General features: G+C 38.8%; 13 protein-coding genes. 6 read left to right on the forward strand and 7 right to left on the reverse strand.

Features of this window, described 5'->3' with window-relative positions:
* Positions 1-330 precede the first annotated feature (330 nt).
* Entirely contained in the window at positions 331-876 is a 546-nt protein-coding gene (locus tag AC21OH_RS01760) for a GNAT family N-acetyltransferase (protein ID WP_487371254.1), read from the forward strand.
* Between the two features lie 82 nt (positions 877-958).
* On the opposite strand, the gene AC21OH_RS01765 is transcribed toward AC21OH_RS01760, so the two are convergent.
* The 3 genes from AC21OH_RS01765 to AC21OH_RS01775 all read right to left on the reverse strand — a co-directional run bounded on the left by AC21OH_RS01765 (position 959) and on the right by AC21OH_RS01775 (position 4,760).
* Complete coding sequence (locus AC21OH_RS01765) at positions 959-1,672, reverse strand: hypothetical protein (RefSeq protein ID WP_487371255.1); 714 nt, start codon at positions 1,670-1,672, stop codon at positions 959-961.
* 94 nt (positions 1,673-1,766) lie between these two features.
* On the reverse strand, positions 1,767-3,029 hold the full coding sequence (locus tag AC21OH_RS01770) for a cation:proton antiporter (protein ID WP_487371256.1): 1,263 nt from the start codon (positions 3,027-3,029) through the stop codon (positions 1,767-1,769).
* Positions 3,030-3,137: 108 nt separating this feature from the next.
* Entirely contained in the window at positions 3,138-4,760 is a 1,623-nt protein-coding gene (locus AC21OH_RS01775) for a YihY/virulence factor BrkB family protein (protein ID WP_487371257.1), read from the reverse strand.
* A gap of 453 nt (positions 4,761-5,213) precedes the next feature.
* On the opposite strand from AC21OH_RS01775, the gene wrbA reads away from it, so the two are divergent.
* From wrbA to AC21OH_RS01795, 4 genes are all read left to right on the forward strand, one after another.
* Positions 5,214-5,825, forward strand: a complete 612-nt coding sequence (gene wrbA, locus AC21OH_RS01780) for an NAD(P)H:quinone oxidoreductase (RefSeq protein ID WP_487371262.1) — start codon at positions 5,214-5,216, stop codon at positions 5,823-5,825.
* A 1-nt stretch (position 5,826) separates the two neighbouring features.
* Positions 5,827-6,282 carry a hypothetical protein gene (locus tag AC21OH_RS01785; protein ID WP_487371258.1) on the forward strand — a complete coding sequence of 152 codons (456 nt, stop codon included), beginning with the start codon at positions 5,827-5,829 and terminating at the stop codon, positions 6,280-6,282.
* Between the two features lie 172 nt (positions 6,283-6,454).
* Complete coding sequence (locus AC21OH_RS01790) at positions 6,455-7,459, forward strand: TAXI family TRAP transporter solute-binding subunit (RefSeq protein ID WP_487371259.1); 1,005 nt, start codon at positions 6,455-6,457, stop codon at positions 7,457-7,459.
* A gap of 89 nt (positions 7,460-7,548) precedes the next feature.
* A complete protein-coding gene (locus AC21OH_RS01795; RefSeq protein ID WP_487371260.1) occupies positions 7,549-9,672 on the forward strand; it encodes a TRAP transporter permease in 2,124 nt (707 codons plus the stop codon).
* Positions 9,673-10,075: 403 nt separating this feature from the next.
* On the opposite strand, the gene AC21OH_RS01800 is transcribed toward AC21OH_RS01795, so the two are convergent.
* From AC21OH_RS01800 to AC21OH_RS01815, 4 genes are all read right to left on the reverse strand, one after another.
* Entirely contained in the window at positions 10,076-10,789 is a 714-nt protein-coding gene (locus AC21OH_RS01800) for a DUF3108 domain-containing protein (protein ID WP_486536378.1), read from the reverse strand.
* A gap of 530 nt (positions 10,790-11,319) precedes the next feature.
* Entirely contained in the window at positions 11,320-12,708 is a 1,389-nt protein-coding gene (locus tag AC21OH_RS01805; protein ID WP_486536430.1) for an NAD(P)(+) transhydrogenase (Re/Si-specific) subunit beta, read from the reverse strand.
* A 17-nt stretch (positions 12,709-12,725) separates the two neighbouring features.
* The gene (locus AC21OH_RS01810; protein ID WP_486536428.1) at positions 12,726-13,067 is read right to left on the reverse strand and encodes a proton-translocating transhydrogenase family protein; all 342 of its coding nucleotides are present in this window, start codon (positions 13,065-13,067) and stop codon (positions 12,726-12,728) included.
* 225 nt (positions 13,068-13,292) lie between these two features.
* Positions 13,293-14,426 (reverse strand): Re/Si-specific NAD(P)(+) transhydrogenase subunit alpha, encoded by a 1,134-nt coding sequence (locus AC21OH_RS01815; protein ID WP_486536377.1) that lies wholly within the window; start codon positions 14,424-14,426, stop codon positions 13,293-13,295.
* A gap of 605 nt (positions 14,427-15,031) precedes the next feature.
* Between AC21OH_RS01815 and yaaA the strand changes: the two genes are divergently transcribed.
* Positions 15,032-15,835, forward strand: coding sequence for a peroxide stress protein YaaA (gene yaaA, locus AC21OH_RS01820; protein ID WP_487371515.1), 804 nt, complete (start codon positions 15,032-15,034; stop codon positions 15,833-15,835).
* Positions 15,836-16,005 lie beyond the last annotated feature (170 nt).

The following is a 16,005-nucleotide window of genomic DNA, read 5'->3' on the forward strand; positions in this document are numbered from 1 at the left end:
GATATTCAAAATAAGATAGTTGATGCCTATTATAATGTAAAATAAGAATGAACGAAGTTTAAAATAAAACAAAACTATGGTTATAGTCAACGAAGTCTAAAATGATCATAAAAGCAATCGTGTTCACGTACGTCTCATGCCGACTTAGTGAGGTTGATATCGTAACCATTTAGTGGTTTGCTGAATTTGAGATGGTTTAGAGTATATGATAAAGGGCTTGATATAGAATCTGTTAAAGCGCCTGATAAAGAATTTTTAAAGCGCCTGTTAAAGAGTCTATTAACTCTACAAACTCATTACTTGTGCGTGCTTAATTTAGGAGTATAACGCTTGCAAATTACCGAAATCCCGTTATTTTTGAATAATAATACCCAACCCAACGTCTTTATATCATTAGCACAGCCTGATGACCTACCCCAAGTTGTTGAAATATATAACCAAAGTATAGCTTCAAAAAAGTCAACGGCGGATTTGAAGACAATCAGTATTTTAGATAAGCAAGGGTGGTTTGATGCTCACTTAAGTAATGCAAAAAGACCGATATATGTGGTCAAAACGGCATCAAATGAGTTGGTAGCATGGGGCAGCTTTAGTGATTTAAAAAGCCGTGCTGCATATAATATCAGTAGTGAAATCAGTATTTATGTCAACAATCATTTTCAGCGCATGGGCATTGCGGATAGCTTATTAACGTGGATGATAAAACAAGCCCCAACACTTGGCATCATAAATATCGTAGCGCTCATATTTGCGCACAATACGCCGAGTATTGATTTATTTACGAAGCATGGATTTAAACGATGGGGGCTTATGCCTGATATTTGTGATATGGGTGACTTTACTGCTGACGTTATAACCCTAGGTAAAGTTGTTTAAGTATGTTTATAACGCTAAATTTGATATAAAACCGTTCTCGAATATAGCCATACAACAATAATAGACTTAAGTAAATAAGCCGTTAGCCTAACAACTTCCACACGCCGTCAACTTTTTTTAAGCTAAACTCCGCAACATCAGGTTTATCAACACCAACTAACGAGATTTTGCCAGTGACAACGGCTTGAGTTTTGTCCTCGTTAAATGTCACGTCTTCGATAACCACTTGTTGGACGGTTTTTTGAAAGAATATCTGAGTCTGTTCAAGCTCGTTGGCAAAATCTTCAATATCGGTCTCGTAATATTGAACCGCATCTTTTGCATTACCATAATATATCGTATTAAGCGCTTTTTTTAATGTAGCTTCTGGCGATCCTGCCTGAAAGTTGGACACCATGCTTATAACAATACTAGGCTTATTTAACATCAAGTCATTCATATCTAATTGATTCGCCTTAGACATAGCATCATTTGCAGCGTTAGAAGCGGTGACATCAGAATTAGAGGTTTCTAGACTGTTTGTCGTATTAGTTTCGCTCGTCGTTTCTGTAGTCATAGAGCCATCACCGGCACTATTATTGTTATTGTCAAAATTGTCTGAATCTTCACTTAATTTCGTGGGCTCAAGCGTGCTGTCTTCTGCATTAACGACATCATCAGGCTTTGAGTCATTACGGTCGCAGCCAACAACGCTAACAACGCCAACAACAGTCAGACTGCTCAAACCAATGAGTAGCGTATTAATTACCATTTTATTCATACGTTTAAGATGACGTTGTTTAGTAGAATTTAGCATACAATTTCCTTAATTAAAGACCTAAGCTTAAAAATCCTTGACGAAAACATATTTAAAACTGAGTTTCATTGGCCGTCTGATTTTCACTAGCGAATTATGTTTCACTAGCGCTAACACTTTTTGCAACTTTGCCGATACTTAAGCCTTGAACCAAAATTGAGAAGATGACGATGGCATAGGTTAAGGTTAATAAAACATCTCTTTCTGGTCCTATAGGCAGTTGTAGTACCAAAGCAACTGAAATCCCGCCGCGCAGTCCTCCCCAAGTCAAAACCTTCCAAGCCCCTTCAGGTAGATCAAGCTGTTTACTTAAGGATTTGGTGGTCATGCCTACGACAATGAATCGGGCAAGTAAAGCAATAATGATTGCAAGCCCAGCAGCTATAAATAAATTACCAGAATACGCAATTACCACGACCTCCAAACCAATGAGCACAAATAAGATCGCATTTAAAATCTCATCAATAAGTTCCCAAAACAAATCAACATAATGGCGGGTCTCATCACTCATCGCATAAGCACGGCCATGATTACCAAGCATTAAACCCATCATCACCATAGCTAAAGGGCCAGATAGATGGAAGTGGCTGGCCAATGCATAACCGCCTAAAACACCTGCTAAAGTAATAAGTACCTCTTCTTGATAGCTGTCAATACTTTGTAATAAGTAATAGATAATACTTCCTAATACAAGACCAAAAAGAATACCGCCGCCAGCTTCTACGGCCAACGCATGGGCGATATAAGATCCTGTCGGTATGTCGCCACTGGTCAAAATACCCAAAAGTAATACGAAGATAACGACGCCGATACCATCATTAAATAAAGACTCGCCAGCAATCACAGTCTCTAAGCTTTTTGGCGCACCTGCCGAGGCTAATATGCCCATTACTGCAATTGGGTCGGTGGGTGAAATGAGCGCGCCAAACAATAAGCACCATATAAACCCAAGCTCAAACCCTAAAAGTGGCATGGTCAAATAGATGGCGCTGGCAATCAAAAATGATGAAATTAATGTGCCCAATACGGCCAATAAACCAATGGGCAGTTTGTAAGCACGTAAGTCCCTAATATTAACGTGTAAAGCGCCTGCAAACAGCAACATTGAGAGCATTCCATCCAATAAAACTTCGGTAAAATCTAACTGTGACAGTAGGCTTTTTTCATAGTCAACAAGCTCATCAAAGCCTAGGAGCCCTAAAAAAATAGCAAAGATTGACACCAGTAGAGAGATAACCATCACACCTATGGTGGTAGGTAGACCGATAAAGCGCTTATTAACGTAAGCGAGAAGGGCAGAGATGCTCAAAAATATAGCACTAATATCAAGTATGCTGAGTCCAGAATTTTGCGTCATATGATTTATCTACTTTCTTTATATATTAGGGTCTGTTGATTAAATTTATTGCTTAGTGCTGAACACGAATTTTTGTATGTTTTAGCATCAACAGATGCTTTGATAGTGCTATCTGTCTGGGTTGTCATCTTCGGTAATAATGGGGGCATCTTTAGGTGAATTTAGTACACCTAGTAGCCCATGGCGTTTGCTAGACCAAACACTTGAGTGGGCATCTGATTGGACGCTATTATTGGTATTCTCTAAGCGGTTTGATTTGTCTATGTCTGTACCGTCTTTCGGTATAACCGCTTCAGTGTGAGTATTGTCCTCTACAACAGGCGCATCCGCCTCAAAGGCCTCGGGCTCATACTTAGGTTCAGAATTATTATCTTTAGATCTCGCCTGTGAAATAGCAGAGCGATAATTCTTTAAGTCTTTTTTGCTATCGGCATATTGAGAATCGGATTTCTGCTTATGGGCGGGGACTTTTTTGCGCGGTTTACTGTTTTCAAATATTTGATGTAAAGATAGATCTAATTCCTGCTTAGCACAGCGCTCAGTATTAATCAGGCGCTGGGTTAATAAGTTTATCCAAGGGTCATCACGATTAGGATCCATGGAGTCAAGCTCATCTTTAATAGGTAGTGGGTAGGGTAGAGTGCGGTAAAAATCCCAAAGGGTAATACCTTTTAAATCCTTTTTAAGAACGTAATCGCCATTTTGAGTAATGGTAATTAGGTTGCTGTCTTGCAGGTAGTTTAGATAAGTGAACCATTTAGGTAGCTCTTTGCGTCCCAATACATTTCTTAATTCTTCTTCACCTACCGACTCACCTTCTTTATAACGATCATAGGTAAGGTTTAGCATATCGAGTAAGCTTAATAAGGGATGACGCGGATACACTTCACCCGTGGCATAAATAGTTAAGGTATAACTAATCTCTACCCCAAGTAAAATGAGATTCCATGACAAATAAATCCATAGTAAAAAAATTGGTAACGCTGCAAATGCACCATAAATGGCTTCGTAACTGGTAAAGTTCGACATGACCGTACCAAAGAAATATTTGATTAATTCAAATAAAATGGCAACAATCAAACCCGCTATAGCGGCACTCTTAAACGGTACTTTCGCTTTAGGAATAAACCAATACATGCCAATAAAGCCGGCGATAGTGATCAAGTATGATACAGCTTGAACCCAAAAGGTCCAATCAATTCCATAGCCTGCAATTTGTTGATTTAAAAAATTTAAACTTTGTAGTGTGCTGGAGACAATAAAGGCAGTACCTAAAACCAGTGGGCCTAAGGTTATGATTGTCCAGTAGCGAATCACACTTTTAAAGCCACCTGAACGATTTTCTACCCGCCAAATTTGATTAAACGCGCGTTCTATCGTAGTTAATGTCATGATCGTCGTGACGAATAACACCATGGCGCCAATGGCAGTTAGATTACTCGATTTTTCTGCAAAATTATTGATATATTCACTGACTTGAATACTCGATTGAGGCAATAAATTGCTGTAGATGAGTTGAGAGATCTGCTCCCGTACTGACTCCAAAGCTGGTACAGAAGATAAGATCATTAATAGTACCGTAATAATCGGTACGATAGATAACATGGTGGTGTAAGTAAGCGACGCCGCTTTTTGTTGGCAATTATCTTCTAGATAATGACGTACCAAAAATCTAACAAAGCTAAACCAAGTATGATCATAAAATGGAAGTTTTTTTAACAAGTTAGTCATGTCAGTAATATTTCTTCATGGAAGGTGTGGGTAGTTTATCAAAAAAATCAATAAGCGTTAGTAAGTTTCTAAATTTCAGTCATGTTTGTGGCATAATAATCAAAATATATGACATATTAGGCGGTCTGAAAACGCATGCAATCGTTTCATTAATCAATATTTGATTCATCAACATTATTGTCAATTAATAGTTTCGTATAATAACAGTGTCGTTGATTAATAGATTCGTTGATAAAAGAGTAGCAGTACTATTAAGTTTTAGAATAACAAACGAATTTTATATATCTATTTCTATATACCTATTCCTATCATTCTTTAAAGGCACTACACACTATGTCCAATCAAAACACTATGTCCAATCAAAACACTATGAGCACTCAAAACACTACGACAACTCAAAACACTACAACAACTCAATCAGAACATGCAAACTCAAACCATGAAGGGAAAAGAATGAAGCAATCTAGTTATGTATTGGTATTATATTATTCTCAATATGGCACTACCAAAGAATTAGCTTACGCCATAGCGCAAGGTATCGAAGATGCGGGTATGACGGCGCGTATTCGCACGGTGCCAAAAGTGGCCACCGAAACCACAGAAATTAAACCCGCTATACCAGAAGACGGCGATTTGTACTGCACGATGGAAGATTTACGCGAGTGTTCGGGATTGGCTTTAGGTAGCCCTACGCACTTTGGTAATATGGCAGGCGCAATGAAGCATTTTTGGGACAGTACGGTGACATTATGGTTGGCTGGCAATTTACAAAATAAGCCTGCGACTGTGTTTACCAGTACAGGATCAATGCATGGCGGTCAAGAAACGACATTGTTAACCATGATGATGCCATTATTACATCACGGTATGATGGTTTTAGGATTACCATACTCAAATCCAGAGCTTGGTCGTACTAATAGAGGCGGTACCCCTTATGGTGCCAGTCACGTAAGTGGGTCACAGCATAACGAGCCTGTCACAAAAGATGAGCGTGCTCTTGCAATATCCCAAGGTAAACGTTTGGCCAATTCTAGCCGAGCGTTAATCAATGCAAGCTGGTCTTAATATGGGAACTGATGTAAATCCAGATAATGGTTCAAAAGAAATTAAATCGAGTACTACAAATGAGGTTACTAAATATCAGCGCTGGTTATTTGTTACTTGGATGACATGGCTGTTATATCGTGCCATTGGTTTGCCGCTCATGCTAAACCTACTATTAATAACGCAACCAGACTTAATAGGAGGTATTGCATGGCAACTGCTATGGTTAGTGCCTGCATTTATTCTAACTCCTTGGATAGTTAAGGGTAAGTCTGCTTATGCGCTACTCTTAGGTAGTATGTTCACCTTAGTATATTTGGGCGCAAGTGGAGTGACGACGTTTTCAAGATTTTATGATAGTGGTATTAACGTCTTATGGGTATATCTAATTGATACGGTATTGATATTGCTGATTAATATTTGGATGTTTAAATTATTAAAACGTCTTCCTTCAATGAATAAACGAACACCTAGTTAGACTTCAATGCTGTAATGACATTGTTTTGTTAATTGTTAAATTCTATTTTGGAAAATCTAAAGTAGACTTACTCATAAAAGTGTAATATTATTTAGCGATTGATACTAAATGTAATTGATATGTATATTAGTATTACAAACTTAATTGAAGTCTATATTACAGGATATTTAATATGAAACTATTAACATCGTTATCAGCGATTACTCTAAGTATGCTTATGGTGACAGGTTGCACCGAATCAGCCACTGATACAGCTGGCGCGGATGCATCTACAGCCGATACTAAGTTCATCACTATTGGTACGGGTGGTGTTACAGGTACATATTATCCTACGGGCGGCGCAATTTGCCGTATGGTAAAAGCTGCCGAAACCCCAATACGCTGCTCTGTTGAGTCAACAGGTGGTTCAGTATATAACGTAAACACTATCAAAGCCGGCGAGCTAGATTTTGGTATCGCTCAAAGTGATACAGCTTTTCAAGCTTTAAATGGTGAGGGTAAGTTCGCCGATGCACCTGTTGAAGAGCTACGCAGCGTATTAGCCATTTATCCTGAGTTACTATCATTAGTAGTACGTAAAGATTCTGGTATTAAAACATTAATGGACGTTAAAGGTAAAAAGATTAACGTTGATGTACCAGGTAGTGGTAACCGCATGACGGCTGAAGCTGTGTTTGATGCTAGTGGTATTAGTATTGATGACCTAGCTTTTGCTAATGAGCTTAAAGCCTCAGAAGGCCCAACCATGCTTAAAGATAATAAAGTTGATGGTTATTTTTACATGGTAGGTCACCCAACTGCTAACATCAAAGATGCATCAAACTCAGTAGATATCGACCTAGTGCCTATTGATGGTGAAGGTGTTGATAAGCTGGTTGCAGAAAACCCATATTACGCGAAAGGCACTATCCTTGCTGAATACTATGAAGGGGTAGAAGCGGACACACCAAGTATCGGTGTGAAAGCGGTATTGGTAACTCGCGAAGATATGGCAGACGATGCGGTCGCTACGATCACACAAGCGATACTTGACAACTTTGATGAATTCAAACAGTCGCATCCTGCTTATAAAAACATTACTAAAGAGTCGTTACTAGAAGGCTTAGCTGTACCTCAACATCCTGCAGCAGCAGCGGTATTTGAAAAAGAAGGTATTATGTCAGCTAACGCTCAGTAAGGTATCTTGTTATTATGCGTTAATTACTGAATAGGCACAGATCATTTGGTCTGTGCTTATTTTTTTGAAAATTATTCTTGGAGAATGACATGAATAATAATACCTCTGAGGCTAGCATGAATGATAACGCCTCTTTGAATAGCTTGGATGATGCTCATACAGACACTGCTGATGTGTTAGAAGGTAAGCGTGTATTACCTACCAATTCGTTTGGCTATATCTTTATTGGTGTGATTGCTTTTTTGTGGTCATTTTTTCAGCTGTATGTAGTTTTAATTCCATTTAATGATGTGTTTGTTAGATCAATCCATTTGGCGTTTGCATTGCTGATGACATTTTTGATGTATCCGATGTTTCGTACCAAAAGAACCATGTCTAGCATACCAATATGGAACTACGCGCTAGGTTTTATTGCAGCGGCAACATCACTTTACATATTTATATTTTATGATGCGTTAAATGCGCGCTCTGGTGCTTGGCTACCAATGGATGTGTGGATTGCTTTAGCGGGTACGTTATTGCTACTGATGGCTTCACGTCGTGCACTGGGCCCTGCATTGGCTATTATTGCCATAGTATTCTTAGCCTATGTTAAATTTGGTCAATTTATGCCAGATATGATTTCGCATAAAGGGGCCAGCATTAATAAAATGATGGGACAAATGTTCCTGACCACAGAAGGTATTTTCGGTGTTCCTCTAGGGGTTAGTGCAAGTTATGTGTTCTTATTTGTGTTATTTGGTGCTTTACTCGAGCGCGCAGGGGCGGGCAAGTATTTTATCGATTTAGCTTACGCGGCTTTGGGCCGCTTTGATGGTGGTCCTGCCAAAGCGTCAGTAGCAGCGTCTGGTATGATGGGTATCATATCTGGGTCTTCTATTGCCAATACAGTGACAACAGGAACCTTTACCATTCCGCTCATGAAGCGCCTGGGTTTTCCAAGTCACAAAGCTGCTTCTGTAGAGGTTGCCGCCTCAACCAATGGTCAGCTAATGCCACCAATTATGGGGGCAGCGGCATTCATTATCGCTGAGTTCTTGGGCATGGACTATGCAGGCGTTATTATGGCCGCCGCCATTCCAGCTTTTGTGAGCTATATTGCCTTGTTTTATATCGTGCATTTAGAGGCAAAAAAGTTAGGAATTAAAGGCGAGGCTAAAGATCGCTTGCCTAAAGTTTGGGGCGTGTTTGTCAGTGGTCTGCATTTCTTATTACCTGTCTTCTATCTCATGTACACGCTTGTTGTCCTGCGTATGTCACCACAGCGTGCAGCATTTAACGGCATTTTAGTATTAATGGCAATCATGGTTGTGCAGCCTTTTGTTAAATCTCTATGGGCTAAGAATGGTTTAAATCTTGTTGAGAATTTTAAAATAGTGGTTCATGACATCACTTCTGGTATGGTCAATGGCGCTAAAAACATGGTACCGATTGCGATTGCTACTGCAGTAGCGGGTATTGTTGTGGGTTCAGTGACGATTACAGGAGTCGGCCTCATATTAGCGGATGTTATTGAAGTATTGTCTGGAGGGTATATTCTAGCAGTACTCGCACTAACTGCCATTGTTTGTCTTGTACTGGGTATGGGCTTGCCAACCACTGCAAACTATATCGTAATGGCCTCTTTAACCGCGCCAGTTATCCTAGGATTAAGTAGTGATTTAGGTTATATGGTTCCGGCTATTGCCGCCCATTTATTTGTATTTTACTTCGGTATCCTTGCTGATGATACACCGCCGGTTGGGATGGCGGCTTATGCAGCTGCAGGTATCGCAAAATCTGACCCTATCAAAACAGGGATACAAGGCTTTGCTTATGATATACGCACCGCAATTTTACCGTTTATGTTCTTTTTTAACCCTAAGTTATTATTAATAGAAGGTGTTGATCCAGCTAATCCAAGAGATCCTTCAGGTTGGGAATGGATTACAAATCCCCTCGAAATTGCTCTTATCTTCGGTATGGCGGTACTGGGTATGTTGGCATTTTCTTCAGCGACTCAGCGCTGGATACGAGTCAAAACCAATTTGCTAGAAGTTATCTTATTAATAATGATCAGTTTGCTACTTATGATACCTAATGTGGTTCAAGAGGTATTAAGCTTACCTCATGAATATGTCAGCTATGCTATAGGTGTGGTCTTATATGCTGTTATATATTGGCTACAATCCCAGCGTTTTAAAAACCAACATAGCCATTTAAAAGCCGTTTAAAGCCCATTAATTAGCTGTTTTAGTATGTTGTTAAGTCTAACGTTTATATATAATTTATCAATGAGCAGTTGTCATTGATAAATGTCTGTAAATAGATGACTTTAAATTAATGGTTTTTTAATATAGTCAAAGAACTACTAAACGGTTACAGCGTTAACCTCGCTAGGCCTAAATGAATAGTACTTGCACTCGGTTGACTTGTAACCATTTTAGACTTCTTTGACTATAGATGTATTTATAAAGTCGAATATTATATTGATAAAATAGCCGGTACAAATAAAAAAAGGAACTCTATAAAGAGTTCCTTTTTTATATTTAAATAAGTGTTTGTAGTTTATAAAGTCTATAGTTTATAAAGTCAATAGTTTATAAAGTCTATAGATTTAAGTTACTTCAACCAAGTTTAGCGAACTTTAGTCAATTCCATTTCCATCTTCTTACCGTCATTAATTTGCGTAACTTTGACTGGTAAATAATCCAAACTAGGCGCTAGCCAAAAGCTGGTTGATCGAGAGTTATCATCGTGTATACGATCAACTCGAACTGTATTATATGTACCTGCAGGTACAGTCACAGTGGTATTGCCTAACTTTCTAAACGGGGTTCTCTCAACCTTGTCTTTTTTGACCATGTAATAGTTACCAGAGAAGTTACCTGATAACAAGTCTTGTCTAATTTGAGCCTCTAAGCTTAAGTCATCATAAGCTGTAGAAGGCGCTGATAAGTTGTGAGACTTACCGCGATAGGTACTGGTCACACGTTTACCCGCATTACTGAAGTTCATTTTATGGGTTCGACCTACACCAAATAGCCTATAAGATGTACTTGCACTATTTGGTATGACGTTGTTACCACTTAAGGTAAAGTTACTAGATTGATTTGCGGTAGCAACACCAGCCACTCTAGCATTTACTTTGTAATTCCATGAGTTGCCAGATTTAGTCAAGCTACGCGTTGCTGTACCTTTATATTTATTATCAACCGTAAAGTTATATTCAGCAGTAGCGGGCGCTAATGTGCCGGCAATAGCAGCAGTTGACGTTACAGCTGCAGCAGTTGCTAGACCCATACCAGCCACAAGTTTAGTAACTTTTTTATTATTTAATTTATTAAACATTTAAATGACCTCGAAATAATTATTTGAATATGTGTAAAATCAAAATTGTATCGTGTAGTTAGAGTAATTGAATCGAAATTAGTAAATATGCATAAAAATCTAACACTGTAGTCAGCGAAATACCAAACGTTTAGAGTGTTAACCTCTCTCGCCTTACTAAGGTAGTACTTGCATTCGCCTGCCTTGTCATCAAGTTAGATTTCTTTGACTATATAAACATGAGTTTGATATAAAAAAAGAATTAGATATTTATTCATGAATTATATCTCTAAACATCGATATCTACACACTTTGATTGTAGACTATACCTTATATATGGTCATACCTTGTTACATTTACAACGTCTGCATTTAGGGTATTTTGTAAGCAATCCTTACCAATTTGGTAGGTTCATTAAGTTAAGTAACTAAATATCGTTTTATAGGTATCGGCCTTACTTTAATAACCCTATAATTCCACATTTTCTAAACTTTAGATTATAAAAAAGACAGCCAAAGCTGTCTTAATTTACTAATAAGTGCAATTAGATACTAGTGTCCGCTACCATTAATTGTACGAACCATCTCTTCCACCATTTTCTTAGCATCACCAAAGATCATCATGGTTTTATCAAGATAGAATAGTGGGTTATCAAGACCTGCGTAACCTGTACTCATCGAACGCTTAATAACCATCACAGTCTGCGCTTTAGAAGCTTCAAGAATTGGCATACCGAAGATTGGTGAGTTTGGATCGTCTTTAGCAGATGGGTTTACAACATCGTTTGCACCAATTACTAATACCACATCTGTACTTGGGAAGTCTGAGTTAATCTCATCCATCTCTAAGATATCATCATAAGGCACATCAGCTTCTGCCAATAGTACGTTCATATGACCGGGCATACGACCCGCAACAGGGTGTATCGCAAAGCGTACGTTGACACCTTCTTCTTTTAATAGCTCATACAGCTCTTTAACGGCGTTTTGTGCTCTACCCTGCGCCATACCATAACCTGGAACAATAATAACGTCGCTTGCATTACTCATTAAGAATCCAGCATCTTCAGCTGAGCCTGACTTATATGTTTTGGGAGCACCGTCATCATCACCGCCAGTCACGGCAGCTGTACTGATACCACCAAACAATACATTCACTAAAGAGCGGTTCATAGCCTTACACATAATGTATGACAAAATAGCGCCAGACGACCCTACTAGTGAGCCTGCAATTATAAGCATTGAGTTGCCAAGCGTAAAACCAATACCCGCAGCTGCCCAACCAGAAAAAGAGTTCAATAGTGATACAACGACTGGCATATCGCCACCACCGATTGGGGCAATCCACATCCAGCCAAATATAACAGCTAAGACAGTCATGGCATAGAAGGCAGGCATTGATTCAGTAACAAAATAAATGCCGCCGAACGCTAGCATGGCCACAAACAAGATAAGTTGAACTGGCTTGACCCATGCACCGCTGATTGTTTTCGCCCATTTTTTAGCAGCGAGCTTACCAAACGCAAATACAGACGCTGAAAAAGTAATCGCACCGATAAAGCAGCCAATGAATAATTCAATGCGAGCAATAGTACTATGTTCTAGTGTCGTATTTAACACAGTGGCTAAAGCAATAGCAACTGCTGCAAGACCAACAAAAGAGTGCATCAACGCCACAGTCTCAGGCATTTGTGTCATCGCAACTGTTTTAGCTTTCCACATACCAACGATAGCGCCCAAAATCATAGCACCAATGATAAGCCATAGAACAGGACCTTCAGCTAAGAAAAATGTGGTTAGTACCGCAATTGCCATCGCTGCCATACCAAATCGGTTACCACGAATGGCAGTTTTTGGACTGGATAGACCCCGTAAAGTTAAAACAAAAAGTATAGCACCGATGAGATAGAACCAATCAGCGTTGGCGGCGATCCAATTCATGTGAGATAAATCCTGACTCATGCATCACCTCCCTTAGTGTCCGCTACAGGTTTAATTTTTTTAGGTTTGGGTTTAAACATAGCGAGCATACGTTCAGTGACAGCAAAACCACCAAAAATATTAATACTTGCTAAGAATACGGCGAATGCGCCAAGTATGCTGGTTATGGATAATGCACTACCACCAATATAAATGGTTTGGAGCATAGCACCAACGATAACGATACTAGACAAGGCATTAGTAACAGCCATGAGCGGGGTATGAAGCGCCGGGGTCACGCCCCAAACTACATAATAGCCCACAAATATTGCAAGTACGAAAATGGTAAATATCGCGACAAATGGGGTGCCACCAGTTATGGCTGCCCCCAATGGTGCGGTTGCTAATACCGTAGCAAGCATAGTCTTCTCCTGAAATTTTTCTAAATTTTTTACGTAAGCATACCGTGTTCTTATAAATGTAAGCGTCTTAAAAACGCGTACTTTGAGCCCTCAAGCATTTAGTAATAAAACATATGAACCAAACATTTGAACATGGCCTCAAGCTAGATAGCTATTTAGTTACCAAGTTACCAAGCTATCTATCTATTTACGCTTTAATCGCACCTCACCATTATGAGTCACTGCCAAGGCACCTTGAATTTCATCTTCAAGATTAATGGCCAATGCATTGTCATTCTCTTTATCAAAAAGGGTGGTGATAAAGTTTACTAAATTGTTTGCATACAGATCTGAAGACTGCGCAGCCAATAAGGCTGGAATATTGGCAGCACCAACGATACGTACGCCATTATCTGTCACAATAGTGTCACCGGATACCGTACCTTCAACATTACCACCTGAACTTGCCGCCATATCAATCAATACAGAGCCTGGCTTCATTTTATCCAACGTGGCTTTGTGAATAAGACGAGGCGCATTGCGGCCAGGTATCTGCGCCGTAGTAATAATGATATCGGCGTTCGATGCCGCTTTATCGACAACTGCTGCTTGATCTTTCATATATTGCTCAGACGGTGTCCATGCATACCCACCCGTAGATTTCGCTTTCTCTTTTTCTTCATCGCTCATCGGTACATCCAGCCATTTGCCGCCAAGTGACTCTACTTGTTCCTTGACAGAGGGGCGTAAGTCACTCGCTTCTACGACTGCGCCTAAACGCTTCGCAGTTGCAATGGCTTGAAGACCTGCAACGCCAACACCCAGCACAATCAATTTTGCTGGTTTAACTGTACCCGCTGATGTCATAAACATGGGGAAGGGGCGGGCGTATTCATTCGCTGCCATTAGTACTGCTTTGTACCCAGCAAGGTTGGCTTGAGAAGACAGTACATCCATATTTTGAGCACGAGATAGGGTACGAGGTAGTAATTCCATGGCAAAGGTAGTCGCACCCTGTTTTGCATACGCGTCAAGATGTTCGTTACGGTATGGATCTAACATACCAACTACTATACTTCCGCTCGATAGTTGAGAGATTTGCTCGGGTGTTAAATCTTGAACCACACACACAATATTAGCATCTTTTAAGACGTCAGACTCACTAACCACTTTAGCGCCTGCAGCTGAATATGCGCCATCATCGTAATACGCATGATGCCCAGCACCAGATTCAATAATGACATCGTGTCCAAGCTTAATAAGTTTTTTCACTGCATCGGGAGTTATGGCAACTCGGCCTTCGTGGGCCTGTTTTGCTTGGATAGTGCCTATTATCATGTTCGCTCCTAGCTAAATAATGGTTATAAATCTTTTGATCTATTAACATTCAAGTATTAAACGTTTTTATTAGTGGGTAAAAACCCTTCACTAAAAAAACTAATAATTAAAATAAACTAACGGTTAAAAAACCTCTGGTTTACGTGAGTAAAACCAAAGGTTATAAATTAAATAAATGAGTATTAAATATATATCACTGATATTTATTATAAGAACATAAACCTATAAATTTCATTCAAGAATTATGACCGGTGAGTTACATTTGATAACAATCTGCACAACTTAATTTAATAGATTTAACATTTAAATTATTTTATGAATCTACATATATTAATTTAAATACAAATTTATAGGTTCTTTTATATCCTATAATAAACTAAAAGGTATTTATTTAAAATTCAACTCAAATATGAGTTTTAACTCATATAAGCTTTATCTCTCTTTATTCAAAGCCCCCTATTAATAACCTTGTACATAACTCTCTAAATTAAGTCTTAAGTCTCTACCTGTATAGAAACACATAGTTATGATAATCTACAGACATATTTATAAAAACTATAAATCACGTTTATAACTTATTAAATTGTTTAATTAAGGACATATCTATGTACTTTGTTTTATCGCCTGCGAAGAGCTTAAATGAAAGTGATGCAGTTCCAGTAAAAGTTGGTAATTATTACAGTCAACCAGCACTGATTGAACACGCTCAATCTTTAATGAAGATTTTAAAGTCTAAAGAACCAACAGATTTGCAAGAATTGATGGGCATCTCTGATGACCTAGCACAATTGAATGCTCAAAGAAATCAAGAGTGGGTGTGGAGTAAACAAAAACCTTTTACAGATGACAATGCAAAGCCAGCAGGATTTTTGTTCGATGGAGATGTCTATACAGGTCTAGATATGTATAACATGGATAAAGACGCTGTTATTTATACCGATAAGCATTTAGGCATCTTATCCGGATTATACGGCATAATTAGACCTCTCGACTTAATCCAACCATACCGGCTAGAGATGGGTACAAAGCTTAAAAACGAACGTGGCAACAACTTATATGAGTTTTGGGGCGAGCATATTGCCATTATCATTAATCAATATATGCAAGATACGGCTAAAGATGAAGACAATGTGCTTGTTAATCTTGCCTCTAATGAATATTTTAAATCCGTTAAGAAAAAAGCATTGAATGCACCTATTATTACCCCACGTTTTGAAGATGAAAAAAATGGTAAGTTTAAAGTCATCGCTTTTTACGCCAAAAAAGCACGCGGACTAATGATGAGATATGCTGCGGAAAATAAAATCACCAAGGTAGAAGATTTAAAAGGCTTTAACTTAGATGGTTATTATTACGTGGATGAAGCGTCTAATGATAAAACGTTGATGTTTAGGCGGGATGAGCGTTAATAACATTGCAGATAACGTTGCTTATAACGCTGTCAATCAATCTATCATAGTACCCGATATAAAAACCCCAATAAGCAATTGCTTATTGGGGTCTTATTAACGCGATTAAGCGTATAAACAGCTGTGTATAATAACTACAATTTAATTTAATTCATATTGTAGCGATAAAC

It is taken from the genome of Psychrobacter sp. CX10, from assembly GCF_057621575.2.

Bases quoted from the DNA above. Each gene is read 5' to 3' on its own strand.
- AC21OH_RS01765 (WP_487371255.1), bottom strand. From the start codon at position 1,672: ATGCTAAATTCTACTAAACAACGTCATCTTAAACGTATGAATAAAATG.
- AC21OH_RS01770 (WP_487371256.1), bottom strand. From the start codon at position 3,029: ATGACGCAAAATTCTGGACTCAGCATACTTGATATTAGTGCTATATTT.
- AC21OH_RS01775 (WP_487371257.1), bottom strand. From the start codon at position 4,760: ATGACTAACTTGTTAAAAAAACTTCCATTTTATGATCATACTTGGTTT.
- wrbA (WP_487371262.1), top strand. From the start codon at position 5,214: ATGAAGCAATCTAGTTATGTATTGGTATTATATTATTCTCAATATGGC.
- AC21OH_RS01785 (WP_487371258.1), top strand. From the start codon at position 5,827: ATGGGAACTGATGTAAATCCAGATAATGGTTCAAAAGAAATTAAATCG.
- AC21OH_RS01790 (WP_487371259.1), top strand. From the start codon at position 6,455: ATGAAACTATTAACATCGTTATCAGCGATTACTCTAAGTATGCTTATG.
- AC21OH_RS01795 (WP_487371260.1), top strand. From the start codon at position 7,549: ATGAATAATAATACCTCTGAGGCTAGCATGAATGATAACGCCTCTTTG.
- AC21OH_RS01800 (WP_486536378.1), bottom strand. From the start codon at position 10,789: ATGTTTAATAAATTAAATAATAAAAAAGTTACTAAACTTGTGGCTGGT.
- AC21OH_RS01805 (WP_486536430.1), bottom strand. From the start codon at position 12,708: ATGAATTGGATCGCCGCCAACGCTGATTGGTTCTATCTCATCGGTGCT.
- AC21OH_RS01815 (WP_486536377.1), bottom strand. From the start codon at position 14,426: ATGATAATAGGCACTATCCAAGCAAAACAGGCCCACGAAGGCCGAGTT.
- yaaA (WP_487371515.1), top strand. From the start codon at position 15,032: ATGTACTTTGTTTTATCGCCTGCGAAGAGCTTAAATGAAAGTGATGCA.